Annotated in this window: 16 protein-coding genes; 12 read left to right on the forward strand and 4 right to left on the reverse strand. The window is 72.0% G+C overall.

Annotation, left to right across the window (positions count from 1 at the left end):
* Positions 1-172 precede the first annotated feature (172 nt).
* The 6 genes from AB0A97_RS17140 to AB0A97_RS17165 all read left to right on the forward strand — a co-directional run bounded on the left by AB0A97_RS17140 (position 173) and on the right by AB0A97_RS17165 (position 6109).
* Positions 173-541, forward strand: a complete 369-nt coding sequence (locus AB0A97_RS17140; protein ID WP_361150006.1) for an STAS domain-containing protein — start codon at positions 173-175, stop codon at positions 539-541.
* Positions 542-722: 181 nt separating this feature from the next.
* A complete protein-coding gene (locus tag AB0A97_RS17145) occupies positions 723-1220 on the forward strand; it encodes an ATP-binding protein (protein WP_361150008.1) in 498 nt (165 codons plus the stop codon).
* A gap of 382 nt (positions 1221-1602) precedes the next feature.
* On the forward strand, positions 1603-2400 hold the full coding sequence (locus tag AB0A97_RS17150) for an LPXTG cell wall anchor domain-containing protein (protein WP_361150010.1): 798 nt from the start codon (positions 1603-1605) through the stop codon (positions 2398-2400).
* A 75-nt stretch (positions 2401-2475) separates the two neighbouring features.
* The gene (locus AB0A97_RS17155) at positions 2476-3510 is read left to right on the forward strand and encodes a hypothetical protein (RefSeq protein ID WP_361150012.1); all 1035 of its coding nucleotides are present in this window, start codon (positions 2476-2478) and stop codon (positions 3508-3510) included.
* 56 nt (positions 3511-3566) lie between these two features.
* Positions 3567-4664 carry a hypothetical protein gene (locus AB0A97_RS17160; protein ID WP_361150229.1) on the forward strand — a complete coding sequence of 366 codons (1098 nt, stop codon included), beginning with the start codon at positions 3567-3569 and terminating at the stop codon, positions 4662-4664.
* Positions 4664-6109 carry a hypothetical protein gene (locus AB0A97_RS17165; RefSeq protein WP_361150014.1) on the forward strand — a complete coding sequence of 482 codons (1446 nt, stop codon included), beginning with the start codon at positions 4664-4666 and terminating at the stop codon, positions 6107-6109. The genes AB0A97_RS17160 and AB0A97_RS17165 overlap by 1 nt, the downstream gene beginning before the upstream one ends.
* A 189-nt stretch (positions 6110-6298) precedes the next feature.
* Here AB0A97_RS17165 and AB0A97_RS17170 read toward each other — a convergent pair whose 3' ends face one another.
* Entirely contained in the window at positions 6299-7828 is a 1530-nt protein-coding gene (locus tag AB0A97_RS17170; protein ID WP_361150017.1) for an oligopeptide:H+ symporter, read from the reverse strand.
* A gap of 521 nt (positions 7829-8349) precedes the next feature.
* Here AB0A97_RS17170 and AB0A97_RS17175 point away from each other — a divergent pair.
* On the forward strand, positions 8350-9030 hold the full coding sequence (locus AB0A97_RS17175) for a response regulator transcription factor (RefSeq protein WP_030021664.1): 681 nt from the start codon (positions 8350-8352) through the stop codon (positions 9028-9030).
* A gap of 58 nt (positions 9031-9088) precedes the next feature.
* A complete protein-coding gene (locus AB0A97_RS17180; RefSeq protein ID WP_361150020.1) occupies positions 9089-10336 on the forward strand; it encodes an ATP-binding protein in 1248 nt (415 codons plus the stop codon).
* An 82-nt stretch (positions 10337-10418) separates the two neighbouring features.
* On the opposite strand, the gene AB0A97_RS17185 is transcribed toward AB0A97_RS17180, so the two are convergent.
* Both AB0A97_RS17185 and AB0A97_RS17190 read right to left on the reverse strand, forming a co-directional pair.
* Positions 10419-10949, reverse strand: a complete 531-nt coding sequence (locus tag AB0A97_RS17185) for a GtrA family protein (protein ID WP_361150022.1) — start codon at positions 10947-10949, stop codon at positions 10419-10421.
* Positions 10950-11084: 135 nt separating this feature from the next.
* A complete protein-coding gene (locus AB0A97_RS17190) occupies positions 11085-11522 on the reverse strand; it encodes a protease inhibitor I42 family protein (protein ID WP_361150024.1) in 438 nt (145 codons plus the stop codon).
* 144 nt (positions 11523-11666) lie between these two features.
* Between AB0A97_RS17190 and AB0A97_RS17195 the strand changes: the two genes are divergently transcribed.
* Genes AB0A97_RS17195 through AB0A97_RS17205 form a run of 3 tightly spaced genes read left to right on the forward strand, consistent with a single transcriptional unit; the run spans position 11667 to position 14592 of the window.
* On the forward strand, positions 11667-12863 hold the full coding sequence (locus AB0A97_RS17195) for a 5-(carboxyamino)imidazole ribonucleotide synthase (protein WP_361150027.1): 1197 nt from the start codon (positions 11667-11669) through the stop codon (positions 12861-12863).
* Positions 12860-13399, forward strand: a complete 540-nt coding sequence (gene purE / locus AB0A97_RS17200) for a 5-(carboxyamino)imidazole ribonucleotide mutase (RefSeq protein WP_361150030.1) — start codon at positions 12860-12862, stop codon at positions 13397-13399. The genes AB0A97_RS17195 and purE overlap by 4 nt, the downstream gene beginning before the upstream one ends.
* The gene (locus AB0A97_RS17205; protein WP_361150033.1) at positions 13396-14592 is read left to right on the forward strand and encodes a dipeptidase; all 1197 of its coding nucleotides are present in this window, start codon (positions 13396-13398) and stop codon (positions 14590-14592) included. Before purE ends, AB0A97_RS17205 begins: the two co-directional genes overlap by 4 nt.
* 62 nt (positions 14593-14654) lie before the next feature.
* Here the strand turns inward: AB0A97_RS17205 and AB0A97_RS17210 are convergent, their stop codons facing one another.
* Entirely contained in the window at positions 14655-15995 is a 1341-nt protein-coding gene (locus AB0A97_RS17210; protein WP_361150035.1) for a UDP-glucose/GDP-mannose dehydrogenase family protein, read from the reverse strand.
* A 199-nt stretch (positions 15996-16194) separates the two neighbouring features.
* Here AB0A97_RS17210 and AB0A97_RS17215 point away from each other — a divergent pair, with 199 nt between their 5' ends.
* On the forward strand, positions 16195-17367 hold the full coding sequence (locus AB0A97_RS17215; protein ID WP_361150038.1) for an acyl-CoA dehydrogenase family protein: 1173 nt from the start codon (positions 16195-16197) through the stop codon (positions 17365-17367).
* Positions 17368-17421: the final 54 nt, after the last annotated feature.

Genomic DNA, 17421 nt, shown 5'->3' on the forward strand with positions numbered 1-17421 from the left:
GTGTCCTTACTACGCCTACCTGGGTTTGCCGGAAGATGGCAAGTGCGTGTTGTCCAGGTTTGCTGGGTATTACGTATTGTTCGGCTACCAGTCGTGTGGATCGAAGGCGTAGTGTTCGGTCAGCGCAGTCGTAAGCAATCGGACGCCGAGACAGCAAGAGGGGTGCACGCGCATGGACCGCGGGACGGTCGGCAGTGCCAGTCGGGGACGGCTCAGTGTCGCGATCCGGCATCAGGGTGCCAGCGCGATCGTGACCGTCGCGGGTGAGCTGGATCACCACACCGCGGACCTGTTGCGGGAATCACTTGAGAGGTGCGTCGCGGACGGCTTCGCGCGACTGGTCGTCGACTGCTCGCAACTGGAGTTCATGGACTCCACCGGCTTGAACGTGCTGCTCGGCGCCCGCCTGAAGGCGGAGGCCGGGGGAGGCGGAGTGCATCTGGCCGGAATGCAACCGGTGGTGGCGCGGGTCTTCGAGATCACTGGCGCGGACGCGGTGTTCACCGTGCACGACTCCCTCGACAAGGCTCTCGCCGACTGACGGTGGCGGCGTGGGCGGAGCACTACGGGGGGTTCCTCCCGTACGGGTTGCCCGCGTCACAACTTCCGTACCCAAGAAGTGGGTGTTCTCACGGTCCCGTCGGGCAGGAGACATCTGAATCTGTTGAATCTGTCAGGTAACCGCTATCCGTGAAATGGCGAATCGGTGAGGTGAAGCGCTGATGAGCACCACCCGGCCGTACCCGCCGGGCGACCTCGGCCCGGAGCCGGGCAACGCCGGCGCTCCCTCCGCCTCCCCGGCCGTGCCGGCCGGCCAGATCCGCAGGCTGCGCCTGGCGGGTGTGCAGGGAGCCGTCGCGCGGGGCCGTGACTTCGCACGGCAGGCCCTCCACGACTGGGGCTGGCTCCCGGCCGTCGGCGCCGACCAGCGGGCGGCCGCCGAGGACGTCCTGCTCGTGGTCTCCGAGCTGGTGACCAATGCCTGTCTGCACGCGGAGGGGCCCGAGGAACTCCGGCTGCGCAGCAACGCCAAGGTGCTGCGCATCGAAGTGACCGACCTCGGCGCGGGCTCTCCCGCGCCCCGCACGCCCCACCGGGCGGGGCGGCCCGGCGGACACGGCATGTTCATCGTGCAGCGGCTGTGTCTGGACTGGGGAGTCGTACGCAACCCCGACGGCACGGGCAAGACCGTGTGGGCGGAGCTGGCGGCTCCCTCTTAGGGCCCCTGGGCGGGGCCCTCCTTCGCGCCCCGGGCCGGCAGAGGGGCGCGGTGTACGGCGGTGGGCGCCGCGACCGGGCCACGCGGCCGGAGTGACGTGGCCGGTGCGACGTGAACGGTACGACGTGGCCGTGGCGGCGCGCTTCCGCGGCCGCGCGGTCTGTGACGCGTACGCGCCCTGTGCCTCGTACGCACTCCGTGCCCCCTGCGCCCCTCCCGCCCCGTTTTCCGCTCTCCCCGCCTTCCCCTGGCGTCCCGCGCCGTACGGATCCGGCCTGTTCTGTGACTTCCCTCGACAAGGTCCCCGGCGTACCTTGAGCCACCGATCTGATGTGCCGTCAGTAACATCGGGCGGCGCTCAACCGCGAGAAGGGGAACTCAAGGTGGCCCGCTTCTACGAACAGCACGCCGCGCGCCCCCGCCGCCGCGCGGCCGGCCTGGCCGCGGCCGTGGCGCTGACGGCGGGGTCCGCGGTCCTGCTCACCGCGCCGGCCGCGCAGGCCGACGTCGTGGACGTCAACTACCAGTGCAAGACGCCGATCGGGAACAAGGGCGCGGTCTCGCCCATCGACATCAGGAGCACGCGGAGCGGCAGCGCGTACAAGCTCGTGATGTCCTTCCAGAAGGGCGTCTCCTCCAGTCCCGTCGAACTGGGCGCGGGCGCCATGAAGCCGAGCGCGCTCATCGAGCTGGGCGGCGCGGAGAGCGGCACCGTACCCGTGTCCGGGCCGCCCAACGACAAGGCGATCCCCGCCAACACGCCCATCAAGATCAGTGACCTGAGCGGGACCTACACGCCCCAGAAGAGCGGCAAGGTCACCTTCACCGCCGCCACGCTCACCATCAAGGCCCTCGGGACGACCACCACCTGTACGCCCGTCAACAACCCGAAGCCGTCGCTCACGCTGGACGTCAAGAGCGCGGGCGGAGCGGGGAGTTCCGGCGGAACGGGCGGTTCCGGCAGTACGGGCGGCAGCGACACCGCAGGGACCACCGGCGGGACCACGGGCGGTTCCGGGAGCGGCACCGGGGGATCGGCGGGCACCTCCGGCGGCGGCGAACTGCCGCAGACCGGCCCGGCCGACTCCGCCGTCGCCCTCGGCACGCTCGGCGGCACGGTGCTCCTCGCCGGCGCGGCAGGCGTCCTCTGGCTCACCCGGCGCAACCAGAAGCGCGCCTGAGGCCGGCACCTCGGCCCGAGAGCCCCACCCCGCACGCGTACGAGCACAGCACCTGCACCAGCCCAGGAGCCGCCGATGCCGTCCCGTACCCGCTCGGTGGTCCCGGGCGCAGCGCTCGCGACCGCCGTCGCGCTGCTGAGCCCGGCCGGTGCGTACGCCGCGCCCGCCCCCGGCCCGTCCGTCCCCGGTCCGTCCGCCTCCGGTCCGTCCGCCTCCGGCCCGTCCGCCTCCGGCCCGTCCGTCCCGGGCCCGGGCGGCGGGCGGTGGACCGCCGCCCCCGCCCCCGGAGGCGCGGCGCGGCCGAGCGCCCAGGACCGCCCGTACTTCTACCTGGAAGGCGCCCCGGGCGCGGTCCTGAAGGACCGGCTGGCGCTCACCAACCCCGGCGGCAGCGCGGTGACGCTCCGGCTGCGCGGCGGGCCGACCGGGTCCGGCGGCTGGATCTCCACGGCGGGCAAGGAGGTACGGGTGCCGCCGCGTACCCGGGCGGCCGTGCCCTTCACCGTGACCGTCCCCGCGGACGCGCCTCCGGGCGACCACCCGGCCGCGCTCGTCGCCGAAGGGGGCGGCCGGACGGCCACGGTCCCGGTGCACCTGCGGGTGACCGGGCCCGCGCTCGCCGCGCTGAGCGTCGAGGACGTGGCGGTGGAGCGCCGGGGAAGCGCCGCCGTCATCCGGTACGTACTGGTCAACCGCGGCAACACCACGCTCACGCCACGGCTCGCGGTCGACGCCGACGGGCTCTTCGGACCGGCCCTGCGCCGCGCGGCGCGCACCCTACCCGTCACGCTGCCGCCCGGCCGCCGGGCCCCGCTGACCGAGCCGTGGCCCGATCCGCCCGTGCTGGACTCGGTGGACGTACGGCTGACGGCCACGGCGGCAGGCGGTGCGCGCGGGACGGCTGAGACCTCCTGCACGGCCGTGCCGTGGGGAGCTGCCGCGCTGCCGCCGGCGGGTCTGCTGGCGGGCGCGGCTCTGTGGCGCGTACGGCGCCGGAGGCGGACGGCGAAGCTTCGGCAGGGCCCTCCGGCGGCGGAAGCGCCACAGGGGCCGTCGCAGGAGCCGTATGCGGCCTCTGGGACGGCCTCCCGGGCGGGGGCGGACGCATGAGTGGCCGGACGAGCGGCCGGATACGGGGGCGGATGCGCGGCCGGATGTGGGGCCGGATGAGCCCCTTCATCGTCCTTCTCTGCCTCGTCCTGCTGCCCGTACCGGCCGCGGCCTCAGCCGCCCCCCGGACCGCCCTCGCCCCCCGGACCGCCCCCGCCCCCCGCATCCAGCTCTCCGCCCAGGAAGCGGGCAAGGGCGGCACCCTCACCGTGACCGGCAGCGGCTGGCGCCCCGGGACGCTGCTCACCCTGCTGATCTGCGGACAGAACATGATCGGCGGCACCAACGCGTGCGCCAACGGCGACGGCCGGGCCGTGACCACCGGCCCGGACGGCTCCTTCCGCAAGGCCCTCCCGGTCGCCGAGCCGCCGAAGCCCTGCCCGTGCGTCGTGCACGCCGCCACCGTGACCGGCGCGCCCGCCACCGCCGACGCCCCGTTCACGGTCGCCGGGCACCCGGTCGCGCCGCTGCCGCGGGAGGACCGGGGCGGGCGGCTGAGTGTCCTGGCGCCGCCGCGGCTGGAAGGCTCCAGCGGCCTGCTGACCTGGTTCGGCGCACCGGCGCGGCGACGGCTGGTGGTCACCGTGGGCAACGTCGGCTCCACCCCGGCGCGGGACCCGGTCTTCGAGGTCGGTACCTCGCACGGCGTCTTCGCCCCGCAGTGGGAGGAGCGGCAGTGGCAGGGGACCGTGCCCGCCGGGCGGAAGCAGCGGATCGAACTGCCGGTGGAACTGCCCGCCGGGGCGCACGGTGACTACCTCGTGTCGCTGAAGTACGGCGGCAAGGTGCTCGCCGAGCAGCCGTGGGGCGTCGGGCGGCCCTGGGGCGTGACGCTGTTCTGGATTCTGCTGTGCGTCGTCGTGCCGGCCGCCGTCTTCCGTATCGGCATGGCCGTCGTCGACCGCGTCCGCCCGCGCCCCGGAGCCGCCCGTACGAAGAGCCGGCCGTGGGGGAGGGCCGTAGCGCGGACCCCCCGGCGTGCGGCGGCCGCCGGGCGCCATCGTGGCGCCCGTGCCCCCGCACCCCGCACGGCGGAGCCCGCCCCCGCGGACGGCGACGCCGCCGCCCCCTTGCCGTGGTTCACCCCGGACACCGCACCGTCCGCCACCACAGCACCACCCACCGACCCGCCGACATCGAAAGGTTCCACGTGATGTTCCACGTGCTGAGGCAACGCAGAAGAGCGAGCGCGGGCGGCTTCGCCCTGATGCTCGCCGGTGCGGGCGTTCTGGCGACCGCCGGACCGGCCGGGGCCGCTGAGACGGCGTACCGGACCGAGTGCGTACCGCCGCCGATCTCGGGGCTGCCCGCGATCCAGGGCACCACCAAGGTGGAGGTGACCGCACCGGCGACGGCGAAGGTCGGCGACGAGGTCGAGGTGGTGTGGCGGACGGTCGAGGCCGCGTCCAAGAACCCCGACATCCTCGACCTGGACAAGGACACCGTGCAGCCCAGCGGAAAGATCAAGGTGGGCGGCGCGCAGAGCGGCGAGCTGAGCGTCCAGGGGCCGCGGCAGAACCCGCCGATTCCCAAGAACAGCCCGATGAAGCTCTCCGACATGAAGGGCACCCTGAAGCTGGAGAAGCCTGGCGAGGTCACCCTGGCGCCCGGCTTCTACAACATCAACGTCAACAAGCCGATCTCCACCGACACGAAGTGCACCCCGAAGGAGGACGTGAAGCCCGCCGCCACGATCAAGGTGACGGACGGCGGCAGCTCGGGCGGCACCACCGGGGGCGGTACGGGAGGCGGTGACACCGGCGGCAGCGGTACGGGCGGCACCGCCGGCGGTTCCACGGCGAGCGGCGGCACGAGCACGGGCAGTACCGGCGGCGGTGCCGCGGGCGGGTCGGACACCGGGGGCTCGACGGGCGGTACGGGCGGCTCCTCCGGCTCCTCCGGCGGCGGTGGCGACCCCGACGGCACCTCCTACGAGGGCAAGCAGGTCCAGGTCCCGTACGCCTGCAAGACGCCCATCGGCGACAAGAAGGCGACCTCCCCGGTGCAGATCAACGCCACCAAGAAGGGCGGCGCCTACGACCTGACCGTGAAGTTCGCGAAGTCGGTGATGGACAGCCCGGCGGACATCCCGGCCGGCGCGGTCAAGCCGTCCATGCAGGTACGGGTCGGCGGCGCCGACAAGGGCACGGTCACGGCCGAGGGCCCGGCGAACAAGGAACCGATCAAGTCCGGGCAGCCGATCGCCATTCCCGACCTGAAGGGCACCTACACGCCGGGCGCCACCGGGAAGACGACCCTGACGCCGGGTGTGCTGACCGTCAACGCCCTGGGGACGACCACGACCTGCACCCCGGAGAAGGACCCGGGTGTCTCCCTCGCCCTGGACACGACGGCCCAGCAGGGCGGCACCAGCGGCGGCGCGTCCGGCGGCTCGTCGTCCGGCGGCTCCGGCGGCGGTTCGGCGTCCGGCGGCTCGGTGGGCCCGGCGAGCGCGGGCGGCACCTCGGGCGGCCTGGCGGAGACCGGAGCGAGCGACCACGGAGGTCTGCGCGCCCTCGCCCTGGTCGCGGGCACGGTGATCCTGCTGGGCGGCGCGGTCTTCACCTTCGCACCCGGCCGGACACCGCGGCGCCGCTGAGCGCCGTACGACGGGGTCCCGTACGACCGGGCCCGTACCACTGGTCCCGTACGACGGAGCCCCGTACGCGACCGCCGGGCCCGGCACGGAACCGCCGGGTCCGGCACCCGCGCCCCGCACACCGCAGGAGGGGCCCGGTGCCCCATGGCACCGAGCCCCTCCGCGTATCGGGGACGCGCTACGTCAGCGTCAGTGGACGTCGCCCATGGACGCCTCGATCTTCTTGCGGGACATCCAGATCGCCACACCGGCCAGGACGGCCAGGGCCGCTTCGGACGCCACCACCCCCACACCGCTGAGGTCGGCACCGGCCAGGGAGATCAGGCTGACCACGCAGTCACCGGTGGTGACGGCGAGGAACCACACGCCCATCATCTGGCTGGCGTACTTCTGCGGGGCCATCTTGGTGGTCACCGACAGGCCGACCGGGGAGAGGCACAGCTCGCCCATGGTCTGGATCATGTAGACGGTGATCAGCCACATCGGGCTGACCTTGTCGCCGCCGGACGACATCTGCATCGGGACGATGAACACGAAGTACGAGGCGCCGACCAGCAGCATCGACATCGCGAACTTCACGACCGTGCTGGGCTCCTTCGAGCGCCGGGCCAGGGCCGTCCACGCCGCGGCGAAGAGCGGCGCGAGCGCCAGGACCCAGGCCGAGTTGACCGACTGGAACCAGGTCGACGGGAAGTGCAGGCCGAAGACGGTGTCCGTGGTGTTCTTGTCGGCGAAGACGTTCAGCGTCGAACCGGCCTGGTCGAAGATCATGAAGAAGATCGCGGCCGCGACGAAGAACCAGATGTAACCGCTGACCTTGGTCTGCTCGGTCTGCGTCAGTTCCTTGTCGCGCTTGATGCGCACCAGGACCGAGATCGGGATGATCATGCCGAGCAGGCTGATCGGGATCAGCGCCCAGTTCAGCGTGAAGGTCCCGGTGGCCACGACGATGCCGTAGAAGACGGCCGCGATGACGGTCCAGATCAGGCCCTTGCGCAGCCAGCCCATGCGCTCTTCACGGGTGAGCGGGGTCGGCACCTCGTTGCTGCGCGGGTTCAGGTTGCGGGTGCCGAACAGGAAGCCGACCAGACCCAGCGCCATACCGAGACCGGCGGTCGCGAAGCCCACGTGCCAGTTGATGCTCTGGCCGATGGTGCCGACCACCAGCGGGGCGGAGACGCCACCGAGGTTGATGCCGATGTAGAAGATCGTGAAGCCGGAGTCGCGGCGCGGGTCCTGCGGGCCGTCGTAGAGCTGGCCGACCATCGTGGAGATGTTGGCCTTGAGCAGACCCGAGCCCAGCGCCACCATGGCCAGACCGGCGAAGAACGTGCCCTGGCCGGGCAGGGCCAGCGTCAGGTGACCGACGATCACCACGCCCGCGCCGATGATCACGGTCTTGCGCGGGCCCCAGACCCGGTCGCCGAACCAGCCGCCGGGCATGGCGAGCAGGTAGACCATCGCCATGTAGACCGCGTAGATCGCCGAGGCGGTCGCGGCGGTCATGGCCAGGCCACCGCCCTGCTCGCCCACCTTGGCGTCGGCGCCGCCCGAGATGAGGTAGAGGACGAGGAGTGCCCTCATGCCGTAGAAGCTGAACCGCTCCCACATCTCGGTCATGAAGAGAGTGGCCAGTCCGCGGGGGTGGCCGAAGAAGGTTTTGCCGTCGCTGGCAGGGTTCCCCTGCGCGCCGGCGTCCTTCGTCAGGCTGGACGCCATGGTGCTTCCTAGGTGTGCTCGGGACGCGTGAGGAGACCGCAGCGCGCCCGGGTCGGCTGACCGGCACCGGCGTCACGTTGCCCGCCCCCACGTCCTCGGGGGCCGACGCCACTCTGGAAGAGGAATCGGCAGGACTCGCGACACCGGGATCCACGCCCCCGTGCTGTGTGCGCGGTGGACCCGGTCGACAGGTCATTCACTGTGTATCAAGACTGGTGGTTCCAGCCCCGCACACAACAGGGACCGATGACGGCTCTTGAGCGTCATGGGTCCCGAGGCTGTGCTACGGACGTTGGGACACCATACGTCCAGCAGCCGCACCGATGGGACCACTGAGACAACGGTCACATGATCAACCGGGAACCGTACGGAGGTCGGCGGCCGCGGAGCGCGCCCCGTCCCTTGATCACCCGCCGGCCGCGGGCACGTCGCCGGCGCGCCGTCCGCGGGACGTTCTCCGGCCGCCTGCGGGCGTACCGGGTCCCGCCCGTGGAGGGGAGACCGGGGACTACCATCGGCCCATGACCCGTGTACTGCTCGCCGAGGATGACGCGTCCATCTCGGAGCCGCTCGCCCGCGCCCTGCGCCGCGAGGGTTACGAAGTCGAGGTGCGCGAGGACGGCCCCACGGCGCTCGACGCCGGTCTGCAGGGCAGCATCGACCTGGTCGTCCTCGACCTGGGTCTGCCCGGCATGGACGGCCTGGAGGTGGCCCGCCGGCTGCGCAACGAAGGCCACTCCTTCCCCATCCTCGTGCTCACCGCCCGCGCCGACGAGGTCGACACCGTCGTCGGCCTGGACGCCGGTGCCGACGACTACGTCACCAAGCCCTTCCGGCTAGCCGAACTGCTCGCCCGCGTCCGCGCCCTGCTGCGCCGCGGTTCGTCCGTCGAGCCGCAGCAGCCGCCCGCGACGCACGGCGTGCGGATCGACGTCGAGTCGCACCGCGCCTGGATGGGGGACGACGAACTCCAGCTCACCGCCAAGGAGTTCGACCTGCTGCGGGTGCTGGTGCGGGACGCCGGCCGGGTCGTCACCCGTGACCAGTTGATGCGCGAGGTCTGGGACACCACGTGGTGGTCGTCCACGAAGACGCTGGACATGCACATCTCCTGGCTCCGCAAGAAGCTGGGCGACGACGCGGCCAACCCGCGCTACATCGCCACCGTGCGGGGTGTCGGCTTCCGCTTCGAAAAGAGCTGAGGCCCGCCGCCGGGCGGGAAGAAGCAGAAGAACCAACGCATCCCGCCCGGAGGACACCGTGCGCCGCCGTCTGATCAATTCCACCCTCGCCGTGGTGCTCGTGGTGATCGCCGTCTTCGGCGTCTCGCTCGTCATCGTCGAGACCCGCACCATCCAGTCGGGGGCACAGGACAGCGTCGCCGCCGAAGCCGTACGGCTCGTCGGCATCGTGGAGAGCCGGCTGGGCAGCGGCGAGAAACTGACGCCCGAGATCCTCTCGGAACAGATCACCGCCAAGCGGTACGCCGAGATCAAGGTGCCGGGCCGGGCCCGCATCGAGATCGGCTCCCGGCCGGCCGGCGACGTCATCGCCTCGACCCAGCACGGTGACCGCGGTGAGACCGTCACCGTCGAGGAACCGCGTTCCGCGGTGAGCGCCGAGATCGGCCGGACGCTGCTGGTCATCCTGGCCGTCGCGATCCTGGCGATCCTGGCCGCGGTGGTGCTCGCCGTCCAGCAGGCCCGCCGGCTGACCGCGCCGCTGACCGACCTCGCGGAGACCGCCGAGCGCCTCGGCTCCGGCGACCCGCGGCCGCGCCACCGCCGGTACGGGGTCCAGGAGCTGGACCGGGTCGCGGACGTGCTGGACGCCAGCGCCGAGCGCATCGCGCGGATGCTCACCGCCGAACGCCGGCTCGCCGCCGACGCCTCCCACCAGTTGCGGACGCCGCTGACCGCGCTGTCCATGCGGCTGGAGGAGATCACCCTCACCGACGACCCGGACACGGTGAAGGAGGAGGCCAGCATCGCGCTGGGTCAGGTCGAGCGGCTCACCGACGTCGTCCAGCGGCTGCTGACCAACTCCCGCGACCCGCGCTCCGGCTCCGCCGTCGCCTTCGACCTCGACGAGGTCGTCAAGCAGCAGGTCGAGGAGTGGCGCCCGGCCTACCGCAGCGCGGGCCGGGCCATCGTCCGCTCCGGGAAGAAGGGGCTGCGGGCGGTCGGTACCCCCGGGGCGGTGGCCCAGGTCCTCGCCACCCTGATCGAGAACTCGCTGATGCACGGGGACGGGACGGTGGCGCTGCGCACCCGGGTCACCGGCAACCAGGCGGTCGTCGAGGTCACGGACGCCGGCCGGGGCGTACCGCCGGACCTCGGCTCGCGGGTCTTCGAGCGGACGGTCAGCGGCCGGAATTCGACGGGGCTGGGGCTGGCCGTGGCCCGGGACCTGGCGGAGGCGGACGGCGGGCGGCTGGAGCTCCTCCAGCAGTACCCGCCGGTGTTCGCGCTCTTCCTCGCCCGGGAGGCCGAGCCGTCGCCGGAGTGAGCCCGGGCGGGCCCGCGGGGCGCCGGCCGCCCCGGGCGTGTGGCCGTCGGTCGCGCGGCCGTCTTCAGCCGCGAGACCGGTCCTAGTCGCGCGCCCGCTCGGCGGCGGCCGCGCTCGCCGCCCGCTGCGGCTGCGCGCCCTCGGCCAGGAAGGACTCCGCGGTCTCCACGGCCTCGCGCGCGGGCAGCGCGCGGAACACCCAGGTGCGGTAGGACCAGAAGCGGAACAGCGTGGCCAGGCCGATGCCGAGGAACTTGAAGACGTTGCTCTGCAGCGAGGTGTCCCACCCGAACCCGTACGTCGCCACGTACAGGACGCCGTTCTCGATGACCAGGCCGACGACGCTGAACAGCAGGAAGAGCGTCAGCTCCTTGGTCCGCCCGTTCTTGTCGCGGTCCCGGTAGGTGAAGTAGCGGTAGCCGAGGTAGTTCGTGCCGGTGGCCACGACGGTCGCCACGACACTGGCCCGGACGACGGGCAGCTCGGTCAGGTGGCGTACCAGGTTGAAGACGACGAAGTTGACGAGGACCCCCGCACCCCCGACGGCGCCGAACTTCATGAGTTCGCGGGCCAGCGCGTCCAGTCGGGCCCGCAGTGCGCTCCGTTCACTCATCGTGATCGTTCAGCTCCTGTGGTGGGCGGTCGTGGGCGTTCCTGCACGGTCGCCCCCGTGCAACCGCACGCTCATGCTAACCAGGGGACCTGTGTGCTGCCTGCCACCCGTGACGGCAGGGGCGGACGGGATATGTCAGTCCACGGTCACGCGGAACCGCCGGGTCCGGCTGTTCTCGTCCTGCTCGTCGGCCTGCGGGGTGCCGCAGCGGAAGCAGTATCTGAGAGTCACCTCGGTACGTCCGGCGCCCCGCGCCATGAAATCGACGTAGCGCAGACCGCCCGATCCCGGGCGGACCGGCTCGTCGGCGTCGTAGTGCCCGCCGGTCCTCCGCAGTACGGCCGGATCCGGCTCCGGTGTGGCGAGGACCCACCGGAAGCCGGTGGCGGGGTTGTCCTTGAGGCGGATCGAGAAGTGGGTGCCGGAGGAGACCGTGATCTCCCGGTCGTCCTCGTCGAAGACGACGGGGCCGGTCAGCTGGGTGACCACCGCGTAGACCGCGGCGGCCAGTGCCGCCACCGCGACGACGATGCCCACGGTCCTGGTACGCCCGGGTGTCCGGCCCTCGCTCATGCGTTCCTTCCCCTCGGCGCGGGCGGCGAGCCTACCGCCCGCGCCGATCCCCGGGGGCCGGAACGGTGAGAGTGGCGTACTTGTGTTCGTACGTTCCTCCAAGGTGGCGACGGGGCTCCGTGGGCGGGCGGATACCCTGGGGGCGTGACGTTCCCGGTAGTCGGCATGGTCGGCGGCGGTCAGCTCGCCCGTATGACCCACGAGGCGGGCATCCCCCTCGGCATCAAGTTCAAGCTCCTCAGCGACACTCCGCAGGAGTCGGCGGCCCAGGTGGTCAGCGAGGTCGTCCTCGGCGACCACCGCGACCTGGAGACGCTGCGCGCCTTCGCCCGTGGCTGTGATGTGATCACTTTCGATCACGAGCATGTCCCCACCGAGCACTTGAGGGCTCTGGAGGCCGACGGCATCCCCGTCCGGCCCGGCCCCGACGCGCTCGTGCACGCCCAGGACAAGGGGGTGATGCGAGCGAAGCTCGACGCGATCGGGGCGCCCTGCCCCCGGCACCGCATCGTCGCCGACCCGGCGGACGTGGCGGTCTTCGCCGCAGAGATCAGCGGGGGCGGCGCGCAGCGCCTTGATGAGGGGCGGTGGCCGGGTGGCGGGCGGGACGGCGGCTTCCCGGTGGTCCTCAAGACGGTACGCGGCGGCTACGACGGCAAGGGTGTCTGGGTCGTACGATCCTCCAAGGAGGCCGCCGAGCCGTTCCGCGCCGGAGTGCCGGTTCTGGCCGAGGAGAAGGTCCCCTTCGTCCGGGAACTGGCCGCCAACGTGGTCCGCTCGCCGCACGGCCAGGCCGTCGCGTACCCGGTCGTCGAGTCCGTCCAGGTCGACGGCGTCTGCGACACGGTGATCGCGCCCGCCCCCGGCCTCTCCGACGCGCTGTCCGGCCAGGCCCAGGAGCTGGCGCTGCGCATCGCGCACGAACTCGGTGTGGTCGGCCACCTCGCGGTCGAGCTGTTCGAGACCGCCGACGGCCGCATCCTCGTCAACGAGCTGGCCATGCGCCCGCACAACTCAGGTCACTGGACCCAGGACGGCGCGATCACCTCGCAGTTCGCCAACCACCTGCGGGCCGTCCTCGACCTGCCGCTCGGCGACCCCCGCCCGCGCGCGAAGTGGACCGTGATGGCCAACGTCCTCGGCGGCGACTATCCGGACATGTATTCCGCGTACCTCCATTGCATGGCACGGGACCCGCAGTTGAAGATCCATATGTACGGAAAGGACGTGAAGCCCGGCCGCAAGGTCGGACACGTCAACACCTACGGCGACGACCTGGCCGACGTGCGAGAGCGCGCCGCGCATGCCGCCGGCTACCTGCGAGGGACCATCACCGAATGAGTGCGAGCACTTCCCCCACCGTCGGCATCGTCATGGGCTCCGACTCCGACTGGCCCGTCATGGAGGCCGCCGCCAAGGCCCTGGACGAGTTCGAGATCCCCTACGAGGTCGACGTCGTCTCCGCGCACCGGATGCCGCACGAGATGATCGCGTACGGCGAGGAGGCCGCCGGCCGCGGCCTGAAGGCGATCGTCGCGGGCGCCGGGGGAGCGGCCCACCTGCCCGGGATGCTCGCCTCGGTCACCCCGCTGCCGGTCATCGGCGTGCCCGTACCGCTGAAGTACCTGGACGGCATGGACTCGCTGCTGTCCATCGTGCAGATGCCGGCCGGCGTGCCCGTCGCCACCGTCTCGGTCGGCGGCGCCCGCAACGCCGGGCTGCTCGCCGCCCGGATGCTCGCCGCCCACGACCCCGACCTGCTGGCCCGGATGCGCGAGTTCCAGCAGCACCTGAACGAGCAGGCCACCGAGAAGGGCAAGCGGCTGCGCAACAAGGTCGCCGCCCCGGCCGGTTTCGGCTTCGGGAGCGGCAAGTGAGCGCGTCCCTGGAAGCGGCCCGCGCGCTGCTCGCCGAGCACCCCGTCGTCGACGGCCACAACGACCTGCCCTGGGCCCTGCGCGAGCAGGTCTGCTACGACCTGGACCAGCGCGACATCGCCGCCGACCAGACCGAGCACCTGCACACCGACATCCCCCGGCTGCGGGCCGGCGGCGTCGGCGCGCAGTTCTGGTCGGTGTACGTACAGTCCGACTACGCCGGCGACCGGGCGGTCAGCGCCACCCTCGAACAGATCGACGTGGTGCGGCAACTCGCCGCCCGCCACCCCGGCGACCTGCGCCTGGCGTACACCGCCGACGACATGGAAGCGGCCCGCGCCGACGGCCGCATCGCCTCCCTGATGGGCGCCGAGGGCGGCCACTCCATCGACAACTCGCTGGCCACCCTGCGCGCGCTGTACGAACTGGGCGTGCGCTACATGACGCTCACCCACAACGACAACATCGACTGGGCGGACTCGGCCACCGACGAGCCGCGCGCGCACGGCCTGACCGCCTTCGGCCGCGAGGTCGTCCGCGAGATGAACCGCCTCGGCATGCTCGTCGACCTCTCGCACGTCTCCGCCGACACCATGTGCCACGCGCTGGACACCAGCGCCGCGCCGGTCGTCTTCTCGCACTCCTCCGCCCGCGCGATCTGCGACCACCCGCGCAACATCCCGGACGACGTGCTGGAGCGGCTGCCCGCCAACGGCGGTGTCGCGATGGTCACCTTCGTACCGAAGTTCATCCTGCCCGAGGCCGTCGACTGGACGCTGCGGGCGGACGAGAACATGCGCGCGCACGGCTTCCACCACCTGGACACCACCGCCGAGGCCATGGCCGTGCACCGTGCCTTCGAGGCCGGCAACCCGCGCCCGCTCGCCACCGCCGCCACCGTCGCCGACCACCTCGACCACATGCGCGAGGTCGCCGGGGTCGACCACATCGGCATCGGCGGCGACTTCGACGGCACCGCCTTCACCCCCGCCGACCTCGCCGACGTGTCCGGCTACCCGAACCTGGTCGCCGAACTCCTGGACCGGAAGTGGTCCACGGCCGACCTGGCCAAGCTGACCTGGCAGAACGCCGTCCGCACGCTGCGTGGCGCGGAGGACGTCGCGCGCACGCTGCGCACCGAGCGGGGACCGTCCATCGCGACGATCGACCAGCTCGACGGCCTCGACGGCTGAGGACACGCAGGGGAAAGGGGCCGGACTTCCACGGAGTCCGGCCCCTTTCCCCCACGCCTACGTCACGCCTGCGGACGCCCCAGCGCCCGGTACGTCCAGCCCGCCTTGCGCCACAGCTCCGGGTCGAGCGCGTTGCGCCCGTCCAGGATGCGCGGCGCGGCCACCACCTCGGCCAGCGCGGCCGGGTCCAGCTCCCGGAACTCCCGCCACTCGGTCAGGTGCAGCACCACGTCGGCGCCGCGCACCGCCTCCAGCGCCGAGTCCGCGTACCCCAGCGTCGGGAACACGCGCCGCGCGTTCTCCATGCCCTTGGGGTCGTAGACCGTCACCTGGCCGCCCTGGAGGTGGATCTGCCCGGCGACGTTCAGCGCGGGCGAGTCCCGTACGTCGTCCGAGTCCGGCTTGAACGTGGCGCCCAGGACGGCGACCCGGGTACCGAGGAAGGAGCCGCCGACCGCCTCCCGGGTCAGCTCGACCATGTGGCCGCGGCGCCGCATGTTGATCGAGTCGACCTCGCGCAGGAACGTCAGCGCCTGGTCGGCGCCCAGCTCACCCGCGCGTGCCATGAACGCCCGGATGTCCTTGGGCAGACAGCCGCCGCCGAAGCCGATGCCGGCCCGCAGGAACTTCTTGCCGATCCGCTCGTCGTGGCCGATCGCCTCCGCCAGCTTCACCACGTCACCGCCGGCCGCCTCGCACACCTCCGCCATGGCGTTGATGAACGAGATCTTCGTGGCCAGGAAGGAGTTGGCGGACGTCTTGACCAGCTCGGCGGTGGGGAAGTCGGCCACGACGAACGGCGATCCCTCGGCCACCGGCTTCGCGTACACCTCCCGCAGCAGCTCCTCGGCCCGCCCGCCGTCGACACCGATCACGATCCGGTCCGGGTGCAGGGTGTCCTGCACGGCGAAGCCCTCGCGCAGGAACTCCGGGTTCCAGGCCAGCTCCACGTCCTCACCGGCCGGCGCCAGCTCCACGAGCCGCTTCGCCAGCCGCGCCGCGCTGCCCACCGGGACCGTCGACTTGCCGACCACCAGCGCCGGGCGCCGCAGCAGCGGGGCCAGCGACTCGACGGCCGACTCGACGTACGACATGTCGCAGGCGTACTCGCCGTGCTTCTGCGGCGTGTTCACACACATGAAGTGCACGTCGCCGAAGTCCGCCAGCTCTTCCCAGGAGGTGGTGAAGCGCAGCCGGCCGCTGGCGCCCTCGAAGCCCGCGACGTGCGCCCGCAGCAACTCCTCCAGGCCGGGCTCGTACATCGGGGTCTCGCCCCGCTCCAGCATCGCAATCTTCGCCGGGTCGATGTCCAGCCCCATCACCTCGAATCCCAGCTCCGCCATGGCCGCGGCGTGCGTCGCGCCGAGGTAGCCGGTGCCGATCACGGTGATCTTCAGGGCCATGGGTGCTCCAGGTGCATACGGGGAGGAGTGCGCTGCCTGAGCATAGTCCGGCCGGTGTCCGGGGGGACGGGCCCGGTGGCCGGGACCGTACGGGTGCTGTCGGCTAACTCACGTATCCCCGGTGCCGTACAGCCCCCTAGAATTCGGGTTACTTAACGGTAGTTAGCACTGTAGTCAGCTCTCAGGGGAGTGAGAAACCTTGGCGGGAACCGTCGATTTCGATCTGTACCGGACGTCCGAGGAGCACGACATGCTCCGCGACTCGGTGCGCTCGCTCGCCGAGGCGAAGATCGCCCCGTTCGCCGCCGAGGTGGACGAACAGGCCCGCTTCCCGCAGGAGGCCCGGGACGCGCTGACCCTCAACGACCTGCACGCCGTCCACGTCCCCGAGGCGTACGGCGGCGCCGGTGCCGACGCGCTGGCCACCGTCATCGTCATCGAGGAGGTCGCCCGCGTCTGCGCCTCCTCCTCCCTGATCCCCGCGGTCAACAAGCTCGGCTCCCTCCCCGTGATCCTCTCCGGCTCCGAGGAGCTGAAGAAGAAGTACCTGGGCCCGCTCGCCAAGGGCGACGCGATGTTCTCGTACTGCCTGAGCGAGCCGGACGCGGGCTCCGACGCGGCCGGCATGAAGACCAGGGCCGTACGCGACGGCGACCACTACGTCCTCGACGGCGTCAAGCGCTGGATCACCAACGCCGGCGTCTCCGAGTACTACACGGTCATGGCCGTCACCGACCCCGAGAAGCGCTCCAAGGGCATCTCCGCCTTCGTCGTGGAGAAGTCCGACCCCGGCGTCTCCTTCGGCGCCCCGGAGAAGAAGCTCGGCATCAAGGGCTCGCCGACCCGCGAGGTCTACCTCGACAACGTCCGCATCCCCGCCGACCGCATGATCGGCGCGGAGGGCACCGGCTTCGCCACCGCCATGAAGACCCTGGACCACACCCGCATCACCATCGCGGCCCAGGCCCTCGGCATCGCCCAGGGCGCCCTCGACTACGCCAAGGGCTACGTCCAGGAGCGCAAGCAGTTCGGCAAGCCGATCGGCGACTTCCAGGGCGTGCAGTTCATGCTCGCCGACATGGCCATGAAGCTGGAGGCCGCCCGCCAGCTCACCTACGCCGCCGCCGCCAAGTCCGAGCGCATCTCCGCCGGCGGCAAGCCCGAGGACCTCACCTTCTTCGGCGCCGCCGCCAAGTGCTACGCCTCCGACGCCGCCATGGAGATCACCACCGACGCCGTCCAGCTCCTCGGCGGCTACGGCTACACCCGCGACTACCCGCTGGAGCGCATGATGCGCGACGCCAAGATCACCCAGATCTACGAGGGCACGAACCAGGTGCAGCGGATCGTGATGGCGCGCAACCTGCCGTAACGGCACGGCCGCCCGCCGACAGAGCCCCCGGCCTCGGCCGGGGGCTCTGTCGGC

This window comes from Streptomyces sp. NPDC045470 (assembly GCF_040646595.1).
GTDB lineage: Bacteria > Actinomycetota > Actinomycetes > Streptomycetales > Streptomycetaceae > Streptomyces.